This is a genomic window from Sulfolobus tengchongensis, from assembly GCF_036967215.1.
Classification (GTDB): domain Archaea; phylum Thermoproteota; class Thermoprotei_A; order Sulfolobales; family Sulfolobaceae; genus Saccharolobus; species Saccharolobus tengchongensis_A.
Map to the genome: position 1 here is coordinate 708,614 of NZ_CP146016.1, position 16,903 is coordinate 725,516.

At 34.2% G+C, this 16,903-nt stretch carries 8 protein-coding genes and 1 CRISPR repeat array; of the genes, 5 read left to right on the plus strand and 3 right to left on the minus strand.

All coding sequences use genetic code 11. The annotated features are described in order from the left end of the window. Positions 1-24 precede the first annotated feature (24 nt). The 3 genes from V6M85_RS03280 to V6M85_RS03290 are packed head-to-tail and all read right to left on the minus strand — an operon-like array spanning position 25 to position 4,435. Positions 25-801, minus strand: a complete 777-nt coding sequence (locus V6M85_RS03280; protein WP_338602944.1) for a type I-D CRISPR-associated protein Csc1 — start codon at positions 799-801, stop codon at positions 25-27. Then, entirely contained in the window at positions 802-1,908 is a 1,107-nt protein-coding gene (gene cas7d / locus V6M85_RS03285; RefSeq protein WP_338602947.1) for a type I-D CRISPR-associated protein Cas7/Csc2, read from the minus strand. Next, entirely contained in the window at positions 1,901-4,435 is a 2,535-nt protein-coding gene (locus V6M85_RS03290) for a CRISPR-associated protein (protein ID WP_338602949.1), read from the minus strand. Before V6M85_RS03290 ends, cas7d begins: the two co-directional genes overlap by 8 nt. An 881-nt stretch (positions 4,436-5,316) precedes the next feature. Here V6M85_RS03290 and V6M85_RS03295 point away from each other — a divergent pair. The 5 genes from V6M85_RS03295 (at position 5,317) to V6M85_RS03315 (ending at position 16,689) form a co-directional block, all read left to right on the plus strand. Next, a complete protein-coding gene (locus tag V6M85_RS03295) occupies positions 5,317-5,607 on the plus strand; it encodes a hypothetical protein (RefSeq protein WP_338602951.1) in 291 nt (96 codons plus the stop codon). A 303-nt stretch (positions 5,608-5,910) separates the two neighbouring features. After that, entirely contained in the window at positions 5,911-6,816 is a 906-nt protein-coding gene (locus V6M85_RS03300) for a transposase (RefSeq protein ID WP_338598132.1), read from the plus strand. A gap of 253 nt (positions 6,817-7,069) precedes the next feature. Beyond that, entirely contained in the window at positions 7,070-8,521 is a 1,452-nt protein-coding gene (locus V6M85_RS03305) for a TM1812 family CRISPR-associated protein (RefSeq protein ID WP_338602954.1), read from the plus strand. A 518-nt stretch (positions 8,522-9,039) separates the two neighbouring features. Beyond that, the gene (gene cas6, locus V6M85_RS03310) at positions 9,040-9,873 is read left to right on the plus strand and encodes a CRISPR system precrRNA processing endoribonuclease RAMP protein Cas6 (RefSeq protein WP_338602957.1); all 834 of its coding nucleotides are present in this window, start codon (positions 9,040-9,042) and stop codon (positions 9,871-9,873) included. A gap of 164 nt (positions 9,874-10,037) precedes the next feature. Continuing rightward, positions 10,038-15,487: direct repeats of the CRISPR family, unit length 24 nt; unit sequence GTTTTAGTTTCTTTGCGTTTTTAC. Between the two features lie 656 nt (positions 15,488-16,143). Further along, a complete protein-coding gene (locus V6M85_RS03315; protein ID WP_338602959.1) occupies positions 16,144-16,689 on the plus strand; it encodes a DUF3800 domain-containing protein in 546 nt (181 codons plus the stop codon). Positions 16,690-16,903: the final 214 nt, after the last annotated feature.

Sequence of the window (16,903 nt, forward strand, 5' to 3'; positions counted from 1 at the left end):
TTAGGAATTAATGCTTAAGAAACCTTAGTCCTCACTTATGAAGCTCTCGTTAGGGAATGGTAATTCAAGGTTTACTGTCTCCTGATTCACTTTACCAACTACATTCCAACACTCTTCAAGTGTTACCCAACCTATTAGCCCTTCTTCAGATGAAGGCGTTTCTAGTACTTTAGAGAAGCTTTTTACCTCGTAGCCAAACTCAGTAGTATCCTTAAAGTTTACTGGTATTGAGGTTAAACAATCGCTCTTCTTCTCTTTTTTCTGAAGTTTAACTTCTTCTACTTCAACTCTCATTATTCCCCATCTCTTCTTTCCAATCCTTATCCACTCTGGTGGAATGAAGCCCTTCTTGCTTACCATATATGTTACGAACTCACTCTCTGGCATGAATGCGGTATAACTCGTTAATCTTGGAAAGACATTTTTTGTTTTCCCTCTAAGTAACCAGTAAGTCCAGCTTTCAGAAGACATTAAGAACGAGGACGTTATTATCTTTTTAGGTATTGCCGGATAAATGTAAAAGCCTTTCCCTTTTTTAGCCTCTTCAATTACAGCCTTCACACTGGTATAATTTAATTCAGTTTCACCACCTCTCTCAGTATAATTAGCTAAATGCATGGAAGGAATTACGAAATAGGCTTCTGAGCTTTTGCCTATTATACCATATATTAGGGGGTAATTGTGAATGTAAGGTAAGGGCGTAATGTAAGAACCTAAAGGGTCACCTTGAATTATTGCTGGTCTAACCTCAGAGGAAAAAATGAGAATACCTTCAACCTTAAGAGTGACTTTGTAAATCATCTACTTACCCCTTTTACCTTCTTTTTTCTTATCTGATCCAACTTCCCTCTCTATTGACTTCTTGAAGTTAAGTCCCTCTTGCCATGCCTTGGCAACTATATCGTGAATGATAAGACCCTTTTCGTCAACTATGGTTTGTCTTATTTTCTCAGCAAAATCATCTCTATCAGAAGTTACTACTATACCTTTTTTCTTATCCTCAAGGTATTTTTTTATTTCTGGCATAACTTCTTCTACGCTTTCTTTTCCTTTAACTCTTGTAAAGATGTCGTAGCTTGATGACACCTCAAAAGTTGAGAAGACAACTGCTGGTATGTGTATTTTTATGTTTCCGTAATGAGTAGTCCTACCTCCAATTTTAGTTACTATTGAAAGTGTTGCCATTTTCAATAGGAAGTCATTTATACTAATATCTTTCATGGCAATTTTACCAACAAATAGTGTGTTTTCTCTGACTAAAGAGTATACGTATAATGCACCAGTTGAAGTCCCTTCTTCATCTCTACCAATTTTGGTTGTTTTTGAAACATCATCTACTGCATTATGAGTTCTAAGCACTATTGTCTTTGTGTCTGGTAGAGTTGCTATGAGTAAATCTCCTTCAATTCTGCTCTTTACATTGTATTTTGCTCCTTCTCTCACCGCATAACCAAATGTCATGCAGTCTGGGCATTCACCACATTGACCCCCAATCTTTTCCTCTACGTTATCTTGTTTTCCACCCTTGACGGAAGCGCTAGGCCTTAATGCACATTGCCATTCGTCGCTTTTGTCCCTTATTTTGTCTATATCTGCTTTGTGTAAGTCATAGTCATGGCGTAATAGTTCTAACTCCTTTCTTCTCCATACGCTTTGTAATTTCTCGTATAGTATGATTGGATATTTCTCTTTGCCTATAACGGCGTATGAGTAGTCTTCTCCACCTTCATGCCTTATTAGTAACTCATTTTCAGCCCTTATCACTAGATATACATTGATTACTCTACCTCTTGGTATTACGTTGCTTGAGTCTACTTTGGATAGATCTGAAAAAAATTCCTTTACCTTTTCATATTCTATTCCAAATATGGATTTGAAGGCTTCTTCTGGATTGAACTGCTTACTCACTATTCTCACCCGCACGAATTGATTCGAACAAAACGTATAACCAATTAGCTAATGCATTTGATATGGACAAGGAGAGACTTCTATCCGTTTTGGACTCTATATCGTAGAGAAGAGAAAAAACATCCCTTAAATTAGAGAACAAAATTACCATTTGTTTATCATTAACATCATATTTGTTTTGTAGTGAGGCTAAGGCAGCATTTGTCGCTATTCCTACCCTATCATCTTTATTAAGTTCAGCTAGAGATGATTTAAAAAACATGTCTCTTCCATCTCTAAAGAACCCTACTATCTGGTGTTTTGATGGATTTTCCTCCTTTATTATTTCAGTTAGGGTTTTTGCAATTACATACAAGGATTTAGAGAAAGTTTCTCCCATTTTACTCACCCTCCCAAACGCTTGATTTAGAAAATACGTATAAGGAAGAAGGGATTTCAAAAAACTTGATTCTTCATTTATAGCCATACCTAGAGCAATTACGGAAAGCGAGGAGTCTACTTCTGCGAACCTATCCATATCGCTTATCATGGAGTTGAGATAGTTTCTCCTATCATCTTTATCTTTAATGGCCTTCGTCAGTGCTAAATATTTTGCCTTATATGCTAAAAGCTGAATTAACAGCCTCTCGTTATTCAAGTTCTTTAACCACAAATAGTTTATATCAGATGACACTTCAATGTATTTTGACTGTAACGGGAAATCGTAAACGTTAGCAGTTATGTAGATTGGTGAGGCTAAGAATGATATTGAAATTGATGGAATTTCCGGCAAAATCCCATTTAACACTTCTTTAGTTAGCCTAGTGTTTATTGTAGTAATGTTCAATAAGTTTGCTGGGATAACGATTTTAGACCCTAAGTAATCTGGGTGGATCTTTTTCTCAGAATATGCTAGAGAACCACCAGCGTTACTGAAAATTTTACTAAACTTCTCATTATTTATGACATCTATGAAATACAGTTTCTCGGTAGAAGTTAGGAAGTCCAAGATCTTAAGCAAGTCTACTGGAACACCAGGGTAAAAGGATACAATAATAAATGGGGTGTTTAATTCTTCGCTCATCAATTTCGCTTCATAATTACATATTGGACATACAACCCATCGTTTTGATTCATTATCGATGTCAGCCATAGCCTTTTCTCTGGGAATCCAAATTTCCTTTTTTCCTTTCAATTGAAAACCATAATGTCCAAAGCTAGCTGATTCTCCATATATAGGTGCTCCGCATACTATACAATAGTTTTTAGGCTCTATTTCTATGGGAGGTAAATCGTTAACTATATCACCGTTAAATGCTTTCTTTACTATAGAGACTAATGTCAAATCGATTTTGTTAGAGTCGGAAGAATACCTTTTTTCTATCGCCTCTAAAATCTTGTTCAAGGCTTTATCTTTATCTATCGTCTTGAGATAGTTCGGAAACCTCTCTTTTACATTCATGTACTTCTTGATGTAACCTTTAGAGGACTTATCACTGCTGAACTTCTCAAAAAAGTAAGCAATAACTGCATAAGGCAAATCGTTTCTGAAGTCTTCAATTATTTTTCTAGCAACTTCAATTTTTCCCTTATTATCTAATAATGACACAATGTCCTCGTAATATTTACATATGCTTGTATGTAGAAAGGCATTTAATTGCTTTGGATTTTTGTTTTCGTCATAAAAAACAGAAAAGTCTCCTAAATTTGCTCTCCTCCATTCCTCTTCCTTATTTTTGATGCACTCTACTATACTCTTATACTCTCTTCCATTCTCATATTCACTACCGCTTTTACTACCTCCTTTAAGCTTACTTGACAAAATGTTATAAAGTGTACTCAAGTTTATCTTATTACTGCCACTCCCTCTACTTAAGAAAATTATTCCATCATGATAAGAGATTAATGGACGACCGTTTATAGCTTGAATAATCTCCTCTGAGACAATTGACGTGAACAGCCTTGGAGAAGCTTGAAGGTAAGAGAGTTTCAAATTATAACCGCTTAATCTCTTAATCGCATCTTTATAATTCATTCTTTCAGCATAGTAAAGGACGTCATTCACACCCCTAATTGTACTAATCATTAACATGTCTGCAATCTTTACAGAGGCCCACAACGGGATTTCCTCGTTAGATGTTAAAGGTCCTTCAGCAAAGTTAGCAATTACGTCAATAAATTTATCTGAATTTGGTAATCCAGTCATCTTTGCAATTTCTTTTGCTTTATTTATGGCCTCTTTTGGAATTTTATATTCGTATTCCTCTTTCTCTGAAAAAAGTTTCATCCAGTCATGAAAGAAACCACCAAAGAACGCTAAGCTTTTGTAATCGATGTTATATAGATGTTCTAGAAGAGCAACTCCATCTTTATCAATGTTTCTTATTTCGTCTAAGATTGCTAGAGATAATGTACCCACGGAGATGGAATGAAATATAAATGACTGAGGGGACTTCTCTTTAGCTTCTCTAATAGCCTCCCTAAATTTCACCAGCTCAAGCGATTTTTGTACAAGCGCTATTAAGTCATCGTAATAGCTCAAATTCATTATTTACCATTTACACCTATAGGTAAATAAATTTTTTATCAATTTTTACGTTGTTGGCTTTTTCGTGGTGCATATTAGACTCTCCGTGAGAATTACACTTTGCGTGATACTCTGTTTAGTACCTGGATTATCTTTTTTACAAAGTGTATATTTGTTTCATTAAATTTCCTCTAGACTAATAGCTTATATAAAGTTTCACTTCATGTGAAAATTTATGTCCATGGCATTTAATCTATAATAAATACCTTTTATAGGTTTGTTAGGTATAACCGATTCAGTAGATAGTTTAACTGTTAAAAATCTAAAAAGATAAACGTCCTTAAAAACTTAATATATCATGCAAGGACTTCTTAATACATGATAGTATTTCACAACAAAATAGAAACTTACGTCTCTTTTTCACTTTTCTGAAACATTGCTTATAGATTGCTCTTACTTCCATCTTTCTTTTAGGACTATGTGAAAGTTTAATTAAAATATTTGGATATATTATTAAAGTCGCACCATTGCTAACAATAAGGAAAATGTTTATGAAATTATAACTTCAGTTAACTAAAATATTTGGGGAAATAGAGAAAAGAGACGTAATTTAGTAGCAGGAGCTGACCTTGGTGAAAAAATAAGGAATACACTATACATATAAGCTTCTTTATTCAATATCTCTTGATAAAGATGAAGAGATAAAACAACCTTCTCATTATCAGATTAACATCCCCCCAACCTCTCAAGACTACTTTTATCTATTCGCTTTTAGACCTGGGGGGATAAAAGGGATATGGTGCAGTGGAGGAGAAGACGACTTCTTCACACTTTTAAGAAACTTCGAATACGATGAGGAGAGAGAATGTTTTAAGGAAACACCTTCAAAACAAAATCCAGAAGTGTTGGTAAACGATGGTAGTCTTCAATACTTTTCTAACCCCGTAAAATTCTCAGAGTTCTTAAAAGCAAAACCCTTCATCATAATCTCTGATAAAAAGGTTTCTATGAAAAAAATGAAAGATCTATATGACGCTTTCACAATAGTCATAAAAAGGGACGACATACAGGAATGGGAGAACTTCACAGAAATGGCTAGACTCATATCCACTTATGCTTCCGCATTAGTAGCATGTGAAGGAAGAAACAGAAACAAGTGCGATGCAGTTGATGCGTTACTACTTTTCATTTAACCTAATCAACACACTCACGAATATAGTTTCATCAAGCATGCCTTATGGGGCTTATATGGTTTAGTACGTTCTTTTTACTACAGAGAGTATAATAACATAAGTTTTGGAAAACCCCACAATGTCATTTAGATTCATTTTTACTTAATTTTTTTCCTCTGAAACATATCGAATAAGAACGTACTTGATATACTCCTAGTTATTTTTATTCTTAATGTCCTTTAAAACTTCATTTTAATACTGATTAACTAGTTTGTGGAGTTTCTCTAGAGTTAAGGTTAAAATGGCATAATACCAATGATAATCATGTCCTCTGAGGAAAGGAGATACACTAGAGATTGGTCAAAGTACGACGAGAACCTCATAACTAGATACGAGATGATATTCCCCTACTACGTGTTTGAACATTGGTACGAACTTCTAGAGGAGGATAACAAGAAGGCAAAAACAAGACCCTACAAAGCACCACTCATGTTCAACCAATTCCTAGCCTTCCTCTACGTATTCTTCACATACAGAGAAATAGAGGGAATTCTGAGAGCACTATACAAAATGGGAATAATACCAGTATACCTAGACTACAAGACAATCCACCTAAGACTAAAAAACATGCAACTAGACTTCAACAAAGTCAAGGATGAAGTAGAACTAATAAGCGACGGCACGGGAATAAGCGTTGAACAAGGAGGTAGGTACATAAGGGCAAAGTGGAAAAAGGGAGGAAAGGGAAAGTTCCTCAAAATAGTAGTTCACGTTGATGCTAATTCCATGAAGGTTTTGAAGGCTGAGGTTGAGAACTCTGAAGTTAAGTCGGCAGTTAAGGTAATTAAGGAGGTAAGTGAAGGGGGTGGGAGGGTTACGAAGTTTTATGGGGATAAGGCTTATGATTCTAATGCTATTTATGATCTAGTTCCTGAGGTTGTGATTCCGCCTAAGAGGTCGGCTAATGTGGATAGGGCTAGTCCGAGGAGGCGTGATACTATTTTAGAGTATAGGGAGTCGCCACGTGATTGGAGTAGGAAAAGGGGTTATGGTAAGAGGTGGAGGGTTGAGGTTGTGATATCTGCTGTGAAGAGGATGTTTGGTGATGGGATTCGCGCTAGGGGTGTTCTTCAAGGTAAGGCTGCTCTTTTGAAGTTTTGGGTTTATCACGTTATGAGGGAGATGGCTGATTTCTTGGTGGGTGAGGTTCACGCGGTTCGCGTGGCGTAGCGTGTTATTTAATGAGTTTAGTCTAGAGTAAATTTAGTGAAACAAATTTATACTTCGCAAAGAGATAATTCAGATACTACACACACTACTGATTAACATTAGTTTGTGGATTTTCTGAAAATTGAAGCTATTCTCTTTATTAAGACTATTCATAGAATTATCGTCTAGTTTCCAAATGATACACACACTAGCTTAACATTCACTCTTTTCAATTCGTTAAAAATTTATATAACTACGTGATATAGAATCCCTTATGAAAGCTTTGTTTTACATTGCAGGTGATATAAGTAATTATAGTGTAATAACTTACAGATACAACAACGATAGTCAAAGTACCTTTTTCGCAGCACATGCTCTTTATAAAATATTTAATACAGATAAGGTAGTGGGTTTGTTACCAGATTCTTTAATATCATTTGATCAAAATAAATTTACTCCAGATCAATTAAAGGAAGCTTATAAGCAACTAATTAGAGATAGAGCTAATGAATTAAAATATAATTCTCATGAAATTGAGGATTTTTTACAAAAATTAGAGATTTATGTTATCCCAAACACGGGGATTGGAAGTGCTTTAGAGTTAGAAATAAAAGAAGACAATAAGGCAGTGATCAAAAGGGATGAGAATAATAGGCTGAAAAGAACGTCTTATTCGGAAAACAGAAACCCCGTTTTCATTTTTAATGTGATATATTCAATATTCAAAAAGTACCATGATAAGGGATATGAAATAATTTTGGACTTAACTCATGGTACCAATGTGTTGGTTGGCATTTCTTTAGCTTTAGCTTCCATGTTTAATTCCAAAGTATATGCTGCTCCAGTCATGGGACCACCAGGGACTCAGAAGGAGGTAAATATCGTGGAGTTAACTGACGTTATTGAGGCTATGAGAAACTCAATAATGATTGAAGAGTCAATTATGAACGTTGATGAAAGATATTTCGTTGATTATTCTAGTAGACTGAAACAAATTAATCCCAATGATATGCCAGAATTCTCCTCTATCTTAAAGAATATTAAATCCCATGACCCTGGAATGATAAAGAATTTCTTGGCTCAATTAAGGAACGGATTACCGGTTAATGCAGTGAAAATGTTGAAGAATTTAGAGAAAAATATGGATGAATTTGAGGATAGAGTAAACGCGCTGAGAGATTTATATGAGGAATGGTATTCCCACTCAAAGTTGTCGAGCTTCAACTCCATTCTATTATCTAACTTCTATTCCGCTTTAAGGGTAAAGGATTTGATGAACAGTATAAAGGGGAATAACGACCTGGAATCTCTTAATAAGATTATTGACCTTTACGCAAAGGTAAAGTACTACGATAAATTCCTATCTCTTGCTAGAGAATATCCAATAGCGTATTGTATGAAAATCAAGGGTGGAGGGGCTTACGAAACGACAAATGAAGAAAATATCGAGAAGGAACAGAGAGCAAATAAGGAAAGGAGCACATTCGAGGAATGCAAAGATAAAGTTGATGAAATGATAGCAAAAAAGATATCAGATCTAATTAAATACAGGAACTTTATAATGCACAGCGGGCTGTCTGTGGATACAAAGACCCAAATTAAAAATAATGGAGAAATAGATCAATTGGCAAAAGATGTGGATCTAACAAAAATAGAGAATTCAATTAAATCGATAAGAGAAGAAGTTGACGCTATCATAAAATCCATTGAAAATGATAAAAAATAATTATTAGTGAGCTCGTTATCCTTTATCTTTATACTTTGTGGTGTTTCGCATATTAGGTAGCTTACGCAAGACGGCCTTATCCATACTTTGTGGTGTTTTTCCATCTTACGTTACTTCTTTATATTCTCTTTATATTAACAGACCCCATTGGCGATGTTGCTTACACACCAGCACTCTTTATATTAACGGTAACGTTACAGACCAGATAGCTTTACAAATAATCCCACGAAACACTTCTATCTACTTTGTGGGATGTTTCAAAACTTACGCTACTTCTTTATATTCTCTCTGAAGTAAACGTACGAAATAAGATAGTTTACAAAAATTGCGGGCAGAAAGCTTCGCCTTTTTAAGGGCGGAGAGGAAGTCAGCAATAACCCTCACAGAGCAGAGAAAAGTGATATTAAGTGGCATAGAAGAGAAGATTCGTATAAGGAGAGAACTAAATTTACATAAAAGCGACATTTCGAAAAAACACTAACAAAAAGTTTTTTACCGCTCTCTTCTCTCACATTCTCATGCCTTACTCTTTGCATAGGCTGAAAATTAACGTTTCTGACTTCATCACGGCTGATTACACTGGTAAGTTCGTTAAAGCTGTTCTCGTTAACGCGAATCCAGAATTTGAACAAGTCTTCGAAAATCCCTCTTATCCTACTCCAAAACCCATAAGAATAACTCCACTTCTAAGAGGAGATGACAAATTTCCCTCTGAGGCGATTTACCCTAAAAGCTTCACTAAACCCAACGGCAAAATATCCATAAGCATTGGTGGAGATTACTACTTCCTTGTAGGTTTAAGAGATGACCTATACCAGCAATTCATTTCCGCTTTAGGAAGACTGTTTTCCGGAATATCATTCAAATATGGGGAATTTGATGTAAAGGTGAAGGCAATAGGTTATGAGCAAATTCCGGTGGATTACCCGTTAAACTACAATTCCTTAATAGTTAAGTTTATCTCGCCTACCGTATTTAACGATCCATTTGCCAGATTAGCTGGGCTTAAGCAGTATAAGTTAAAGAGATTCACACCAATCCCTCCCTTTATATTCTCTGTAAACGTTTATGAAATGCTAAGAGAGAAATATAAGAGAAGTATTGTTAGACTAGGCTACGCGTTCTTTGAATCCCATGATAATTTAGAAAACGTGAAGAGAATTTGGTACTACTACAACGGTAACTGGTTACCGGGAATAATTGGCTACGCTAAATTCATAAGAAGAGAAAAAGTCCCCAGAGAAGCTCTAGAAGATTTCGTTAAGATATTTAATCATGCGCAAATAATGGGAGTAGGTACGGGTAGAGGAGCCGGTTTTGGCTATGCAATAATTGAAGTAAAGAGTGATTAAAAGCAGTTTCCATAAAAGCGTGAAATTTACATAACTATAAACGCTTTGTGAAGTGTTTCAAGATCCACATTATTCTTTGAATTCTCATCATGGTAAAAACGTTCAAAACCAGATAATTTATAAATACCCCACAAAGTGGAAAAAATTCAGACAGAAATTCCATTGTTTTAGTTTCTTTGTGTTTTTACGCCATAAGGATTCTAGTTATGAAGATTTGGTTCGTTTTAGTTTCTTTGTGTTTTTACAATTGACGCACTAAAAAATGAAGCGATTCAAACAATAGTTTTAGTTTCTTTGTGTTTTTACTCTTTTTCTCTTTCTCTTTCATGAGATTCATATTGTCGTTTTAGTTTCTTTGTGTTTTTACCTGTAACAATTAAAATGTGGTTAAGGTTCGGCGATGAGTTTTAGTTTCTTTGTGTTTTTACTTCTCACGGCTGGAGCAAACCAAAGACCGCTCAAGTTTTAGTTTCTTTGTGTTTTTACTTGATGAAGTATTGAGTCAGATCATTGAATATTTTAATGTTTTAGTTTCTTTGTGTTTTTACCCTTACGATTATAAATTTTTCTTATCTCATTTAGGTTTTAGTTTCTTTGTGTTTTTACTAATGACTTTTTTGGGATTCAAAAGTAACATTCAAGTTTTAGTTTCTTTGTGTTTTTACAACTGAAGGGCGACAGATGACGCCCATCTGGTTTATGTTTTAGTTTCTTTGTGTTTTTACACACTCATTTAGCTCTGAAGATTGCTAGAGAGAAAGTTTTAGTTTCTTTGTGTTTTTACCGTCCAAGACGCTTTCATCAACATTTTCTAGCAGCTGTTTTAGTTTCTTTGTGTTTTTACACTAACGAATGTGTGAAGGAGAATGAAGGTATTGAGTTTTAGTTTCTTTGTGTTTTTACGAGGAGTTACGCGACGAAGCTCTCTGTGAGATTATTGTTTTAGTTTCTTTGTGTTTTTACATGAAGAAAACTAGCAAGAACGCCGACAAGACTCATTGTTTTAGTTTCTTTGTGTTTTTACATTGCGATTAGTACGGGAAGTGGTGATGACGCGTAGAGTTTTAGTTTCTTTGTGTTTTTACCTTGAGGACTATGCCAAAGAGAAGCTCACAAAGAAAGTTTTAGTTTCTTTGTGTTTTTACGGTTTATCTTATTCATCAGCCCCCGCAGAAACATCTCGTTTTAGTTTCTTTGTGTTTTTACTGAAAAAGTAATAAATAACTTATCGCTTTTCGAGTGTTTTAGTTTCTTTGTGTTTTTACAACTTAAGTGCAACCGCAGATGATGAGTACATTCCGTTTTAGTTTCTTTGTGTTTTTACAACATACTATAAAGAATTCTCAGATCCAGTTTTGTGTTTTAGTTTCTTTGTGTTTTTACCTTTTTCAACGTCGACCATTTTTTCACCTCTGATTATGTTTTAGTTTCTTTGTGTTTTTACTGAATCCCCGAAAAAACAAGAATTAGACAACATTGTTTTAGTTTCTTTGTGTTTTTACATTATCTTTCACAACTATCTCAGCTTTAATTCCATGGTTTTAGTTTCTTTGTGTTTTTACATTTTGTCGCAGATATCGATAAGTTTTTGAAAGAAAGGTTTTAGTTTCTTTGTGTTTTTACGTTCACGTCGTTCATAGTAGTAGAAGGTTGTATAATGTTTTAGTTTCTTTGTGTTTTTACTCCTCTTTAACTCATCAATCAAGGAAGTTAAGAATGGTTTTAGTTTCTTTGTGTTTTTACATGAATCACTTGACCTAAACGTGTTGTTCAAAGAAAAACACAGACTGTTTTAGTTTCTTTGTGTTTTTACACGTCAATATTGACTGTAACACCAACAATAACTACGTTTTAGTTTCTTTGTGTTTTTACTTACCAGAATGATTTTAGATGGGAGAAACTAATATGTTTTAGTTTCTTTGTGTTTTTACGATAAGAATGTGATTACTGTTAAAGAGAACGACAAGTTTTAGTTTCTTTGTGTTTTTACTGTTCCAGATTCTTTATGGGGAGGTGTGCTAAATGTTTTAGTTTCTTTGTGTTTTTACTGGAACTGGAATATCGCCAACACCTATCTCACGGATGTTTTAGTTTCTTTGTGTTTTTACAAATATTGTATATGCTAAGGCAGATGAATTATTAACGTTTTAGTTTCTTTGTGTTTTTACATTGTTGCTTCAGCTTCAAACTCAAAGGGAATTTCAAGTTTTAGTTTCTTTGTGTTTTTACATTGTTGATTGATGAAATTATTAACACTACCAAGGTTTTAGTTTCTTTGTGTTTTTACCTGGCTTCATTTTGCACCCATTTTAAAAAAGTAAAAAGTTTTAGTTTCTTTGCGTTTTTACAAGAACATATCATCAAGAATGCAGATCTACTAATAGTTTTAGTTTCTTTGCGTTTTTACATCGAATGTAAAGGTTGTGAGCAGTTTAGAGTTCTAGTTTTAGTTTCTTTGCGTTTTTACAATATCACCAGATTTAGAGAGTGCCATATATCAATGTTTTAGTTTCTTTGCGTTTTTACTTACGAGAAACTCTTATGAGCGTGATTTCGGTTTCGTTTTAGTTTCTTTGCGTTTTTACATTTTCACATCTCCTTTTGGATCTGGTGCATATATTGTTTTAGTTTCTTTGCGTTTTTACAAGATCTGACATTCAACTGGATTTCTTCCATCATAGTTTTAGTTTCTTTGCGTTTTTACATCCTTGTAACATACAAATTAACATCCTCAACATTGTTTTAGTTTCTTTGCGTTTTTACTATAGACCTGAAGAGTTTGTAGAAGTTCCAGAACATGTTTTAGTTTCTTTGCGTTTTTACATTACATTGCATTATCGTCATGGTGGAACGACAAGTTTTAGTTTCTTTGCGTTTTTACACAAAGGCTAAGGAAAGAGATACAATAAACATCTCATGTTTTAGTTTCTTTGCGTTTTTACCCATATCTAACATTAGTCTATTCACCGCAGATATTCGTTTTAGTTTCTTTGCGTTTTTACAATGACAGTGATCGGTGTCATAACAACGGGCATGAGTTTTAGTTTCTTTGCGTTTTTACAACTATACGGAGAAAAAGAAAATGAGAGAAAAGACGTTTTAGTTTCTTTGCGTTTTTACATTTCAACTTGGACTTGTTCGGACATTTTTTGAGTTTTAGTTTCTTTGCGTTTTTACTACTATGACGCTACCATGTTCAACGTAATATTAAGGTTTTAGTTTCTTTGCGTTTTTACATACATAGTCAGATTAAAGGGACTACAAAGACTAGTATGTTTTAGTTTCTTTGCGTTTTTACCCTTCAGATTCAGATTGAGTTTTTTTTTCGGGGATGTTTTAGTTTCTTTGCGTTTTTACACAATATCCTCCAATCAATGGTGCATCATAAATAAGTTTTAGTTTCTTTGCGTTTTTACACATCAGCTAACGCTGATGCCTGACTCTGAGAATAGTTTTAGTTTCTTTGCGTTTTTACCTGCACTTGGTGAATCTGTATTAAACGCAAATCAGTTTTAGTTTCTTTGCGTTTTTACTGTGGACTACTTTTATTAAATATAAATAAGAAAAAGTTTTAGTTTCTTTGCGTTTTTACGAACTTCTACTGTTGCTATTTCTTAATCTATTTATGTTTTAGTTTCTTTGCGTTTTTACTTTTATGTAGTGTTTATCGATTATACACCACTTGATAGTTTTAGTTTCTTTGCGTTTTTACAACACATTATATCCAACGAAATTGAGCAGAACGAAAGAGTTTTAGTTTCTTTGCGTTTTTACTAGATGAAAGAAATAAATGATAAAAATTCTCATCACGTTTTAGTTTCTTTGCGTTTTTACAATGAGAATATTGTCACCTTGTTTCTGATATGATGTTTTAGTTTCTTTGCGTTTTTACAACAAGCAAAACCGAAATAAGCAGTAGTACCTTTGCTGTTTTAGTTTCTTTGCGTTTTTACGCTAACATCATATCGATTGCTACTGCGTCTTATGCTGTTTTAGTTTCTTTGCGTTTTTACATACTGCCAATCATAATACTGATAGCGTTAATTAATGTTTTAGTTTCTTTGCGTTTTTACGAAGTCATAAGGTCTTAGCTCTGCTAACTTCTTTATGTTTTAGTTTCTTTGCGTTTTTACGTATGTAGATTGGGATTTAAGGGATGCGATGTATGTTTTAGTTTCTTTGCGTTTTTACCCCTGGAACATAAGCGAAGACCAAAGAAATTATATGTTTTAGTTTCTTTGCGTTTTTACGATTCGTTCCGGTATATTATAGCAAATATGTTGAAAGTTTTAGTTTCTTTGCGTTTTTACGCCTACCTTGTTTGCCACTCCATCTTAGTCTACCGTTTTAGTTTCTTTGCGTTTTTACACTGACATCATGATAGAGAGGTGGTAAAGAATGAGTGTTTTAGTTTCTTTGCGTTTTTACTCTAGAGAGTAGGCTGGAACGAAATATATTGCCAAGTTTTAGTTTCTTTGCGTTTTTACGACAACTCTGATAAAATCGCTCTTATCGCACAACAAGTTTTAGTTTCTTTGCGTTTTTACTATAAAGAACAAGGAAAATGTAAAAGAAAGTCAGTTTTAGTTTCTTTGCGTTTTTACTTAAACTTCCAAGAGTAAGTGTATATCCATTTGGGTTTTAGTTTCTTTGCGTTTTTACTTACTTGTACTTGCAATTGTCGCTCCAGAACTGTAAGTGCGTTTTAGTTTCTTTGCGTTTTTACGATGCTTACTATCTTCAGTGTACAAATACTGATGTGTTTTAGTTTCTTTGCGTTTTTACGTAACGCTACTGATATACCCATGCACCGGTGACGGTGGTTTTAGTTTCTTTGCGTTTTTACGCTGCAGCAAGCACTGGCTACCCGCTTTTATTTGGTTTTAGTTTCTTTGCGTTTTTACAGCCTGCTTTGTAATACGTGTAGATGACGCTCTTGTTTTAGTTTCTTTGCGTTTTTACGAGTTAACCAGACTGAGACATTCTTAACCCTAGGAGTTTTAGTTTCTTTGCGTTTTTACTAATGTGCTACTTTCTAAAAAAGAAAAAGGTAAAAAGTTTTAGTTTCTTTGCGTTTTTACTTACGGAAAAAAAGAGAGAAAGAAAAAAAAGGATGTTTTAGTTTCTTTGCGTTTTTACCATATATGTATCTCTTTGAAGAGGTCTGAGATAGTGTTTTAGTTTCTTTGCGTTTTTACGTACGAATTACAGCCGAGAGTTGACTTAGACTATTGTTTTAGTTTCTTTGCGTTTTTACAACGTACAAGAACTTCCGCAGTTCTGGCTTAATAAGTTTTAGTTTCTTTGCGTTTTTACACCTACTGTAGCAGATGGTTTTTACATCGGGATAGCAGTTTTAGTTTCTTTGCGTTTTTACCTATAGCCCCAGCGTATTGATCTACTAGGTTAGCTAGTTTTAGTTTCTTTGCGTTTTTACGGTACACGAAAGAAACTAGTAGGTTTGACTGAGAAGTTTTAGTTTCTTTGCGTTTTTACCTATAGTGCAGTTTATCTACTACTATATGAGCTAAGTTTTAGTTTCTTTGCGTTTTTACAATCTTAACGTGAGAAATAAACTTCTAACATTATCGTTTTAGTTTCTTTGCGTTTTTACTGTGCGTTCTTTACGCTAATTTTCTCTTCGTTTTTCGACTATATAAAGATTTCTGTTCCTTCCGGACCCTAAGTGGGGTTCTTGGGTCCGGAAGGGAGTTTTAAGGAGTTTTAGGGTTAACCTAAAAATTTTTACGTAAGGGTCCGGAAGGGAAAGACGTAATACGGTTACACTCAACTGAAATAAAAATAGCAAAAATTATGAGAAAATGAGCCCTTTGCGGAGCGTTCAGTAATGTGTGTGTATCATTTGAAAAATAGACGATAATTCTATGAATAGTCGTGATAGAGAGAATAGCCTCAATTTTTAGAAAATCCACAAACTATTTGACCTATGAAGTATTCCTAAACTACTAAGTAAAATTACGTTCTCTTCATAGATAAATTCTCTTAAATCAATAAATAATAAATGCGATGCTTTTCATCGTATGCCGCTACTTTGGACACTCTCTTCTACTACTACGTCTAAAATGCGATGCTTTTCACTGTATGTGTAAACTCTTCTACTACCCTATAAAAGAGTTAAGTTCTCGTCCACTTCATCCCCCCTACATCCGTAGGGGGATCCGCTTCATCCTCATTATATTTATTTTAGATTGCTACATCTATATATTTTTCTGCAGTTGAGCTTATTTATCTTAAGTGTTTAAGAACCGTGTGTTTATCGGAATTGATAACTCAGGGGATTTTAAGGACTCATATTGGGTTATAGCGATTGTTGTGTCTTCTAGAAGTATGAATGAAATAATAGAGGAAGCAAGAAAGAAAATAAATAAGAGAATTATCTTTCACGCTACAAAGGACAGTAAGAGTGTGAGGAAAGCTTTCGTGGAGACGCTCTCCTTATTTTCACTTAAAAGCTACGTAATTCACGTTAGAGCAACTCCATCAAATAACGTAAAAAATTTCATAAGAGAGATCATAGGAGAGGAAAAAGCTTTCATCTATTTTGACAATCCCTTATTTGAGGGATTATCAGTTAGGAAAAAGGGGTGGAAGGAGTTTCTCGTCCATAAGAAGGATTCAGATATGTATTCGCCAATTCAAGTTGCCGATTATTTTTCCAACTATTGGTGGAGGTTATTCAAAGGTGAAGTTGAAGATGAGACTAACATGATAGTATCTATGACAGAAAAATTATATTTTTTGAATGAAGGGAAAGTAATTGAATTTAATAAGGAATCAGAAAAGTTAGTTACGTAGCAGTAACATTGCGCTATTCACTGAAAATGTAAAGAAATTATCTAGTCTGTGTAGCATTTGAATACTTAACGCTTATTTTACGAATAGTTTTTGATCAAGAGAATAACCTTAATTTTCAGATACCTCACAAATTAGAAATTATCAGCTAATTCTCCTTAAAACGCATTTTCTAAAGGAAAAAGATTAAAATTAAGATCCTTACTCTTAATTAGCG

Excerpts from the sequence above, each read along its gene's own strand:
- V6M85_RS03305 (WP_338602954.1), top strand. The coding sequence starts at position 7,070 with ATGAAAGCTTTGTTTTACATTGCAGGTGATATAAGTAATTATAGTGTA.
- V6M85_RS03300 (WP_338598132.1), top strand. The coding sequence starts at position 5,911 with ATGTCCTCTGAGGAAAGGAGATACACTAGAGATTGGTCAAAGTACGAC.
- cas6 (WP_338602957.1), top strand. The coding sequence starts at position 9,040 with ATGCCTTACTCTTTGCATAGGCTGAAAATTAACGTTTCTGACTTCATC.
- V6M85_RS03290 (WP_338602949.1), bottom strand. The coding sequence starts at position 4,435 with ATGAATTTGAGCTATTACGATGACTTAATAGCGCTTGTACAAAAATCG.
- V6M85_RS03280 (WP_338602944.1), bottom strand. The coding sequence starts at position 801 with ATGATTTACAAAGTCACTCTTAAGGTTGAAGGTATTCTCATTTTTTCC.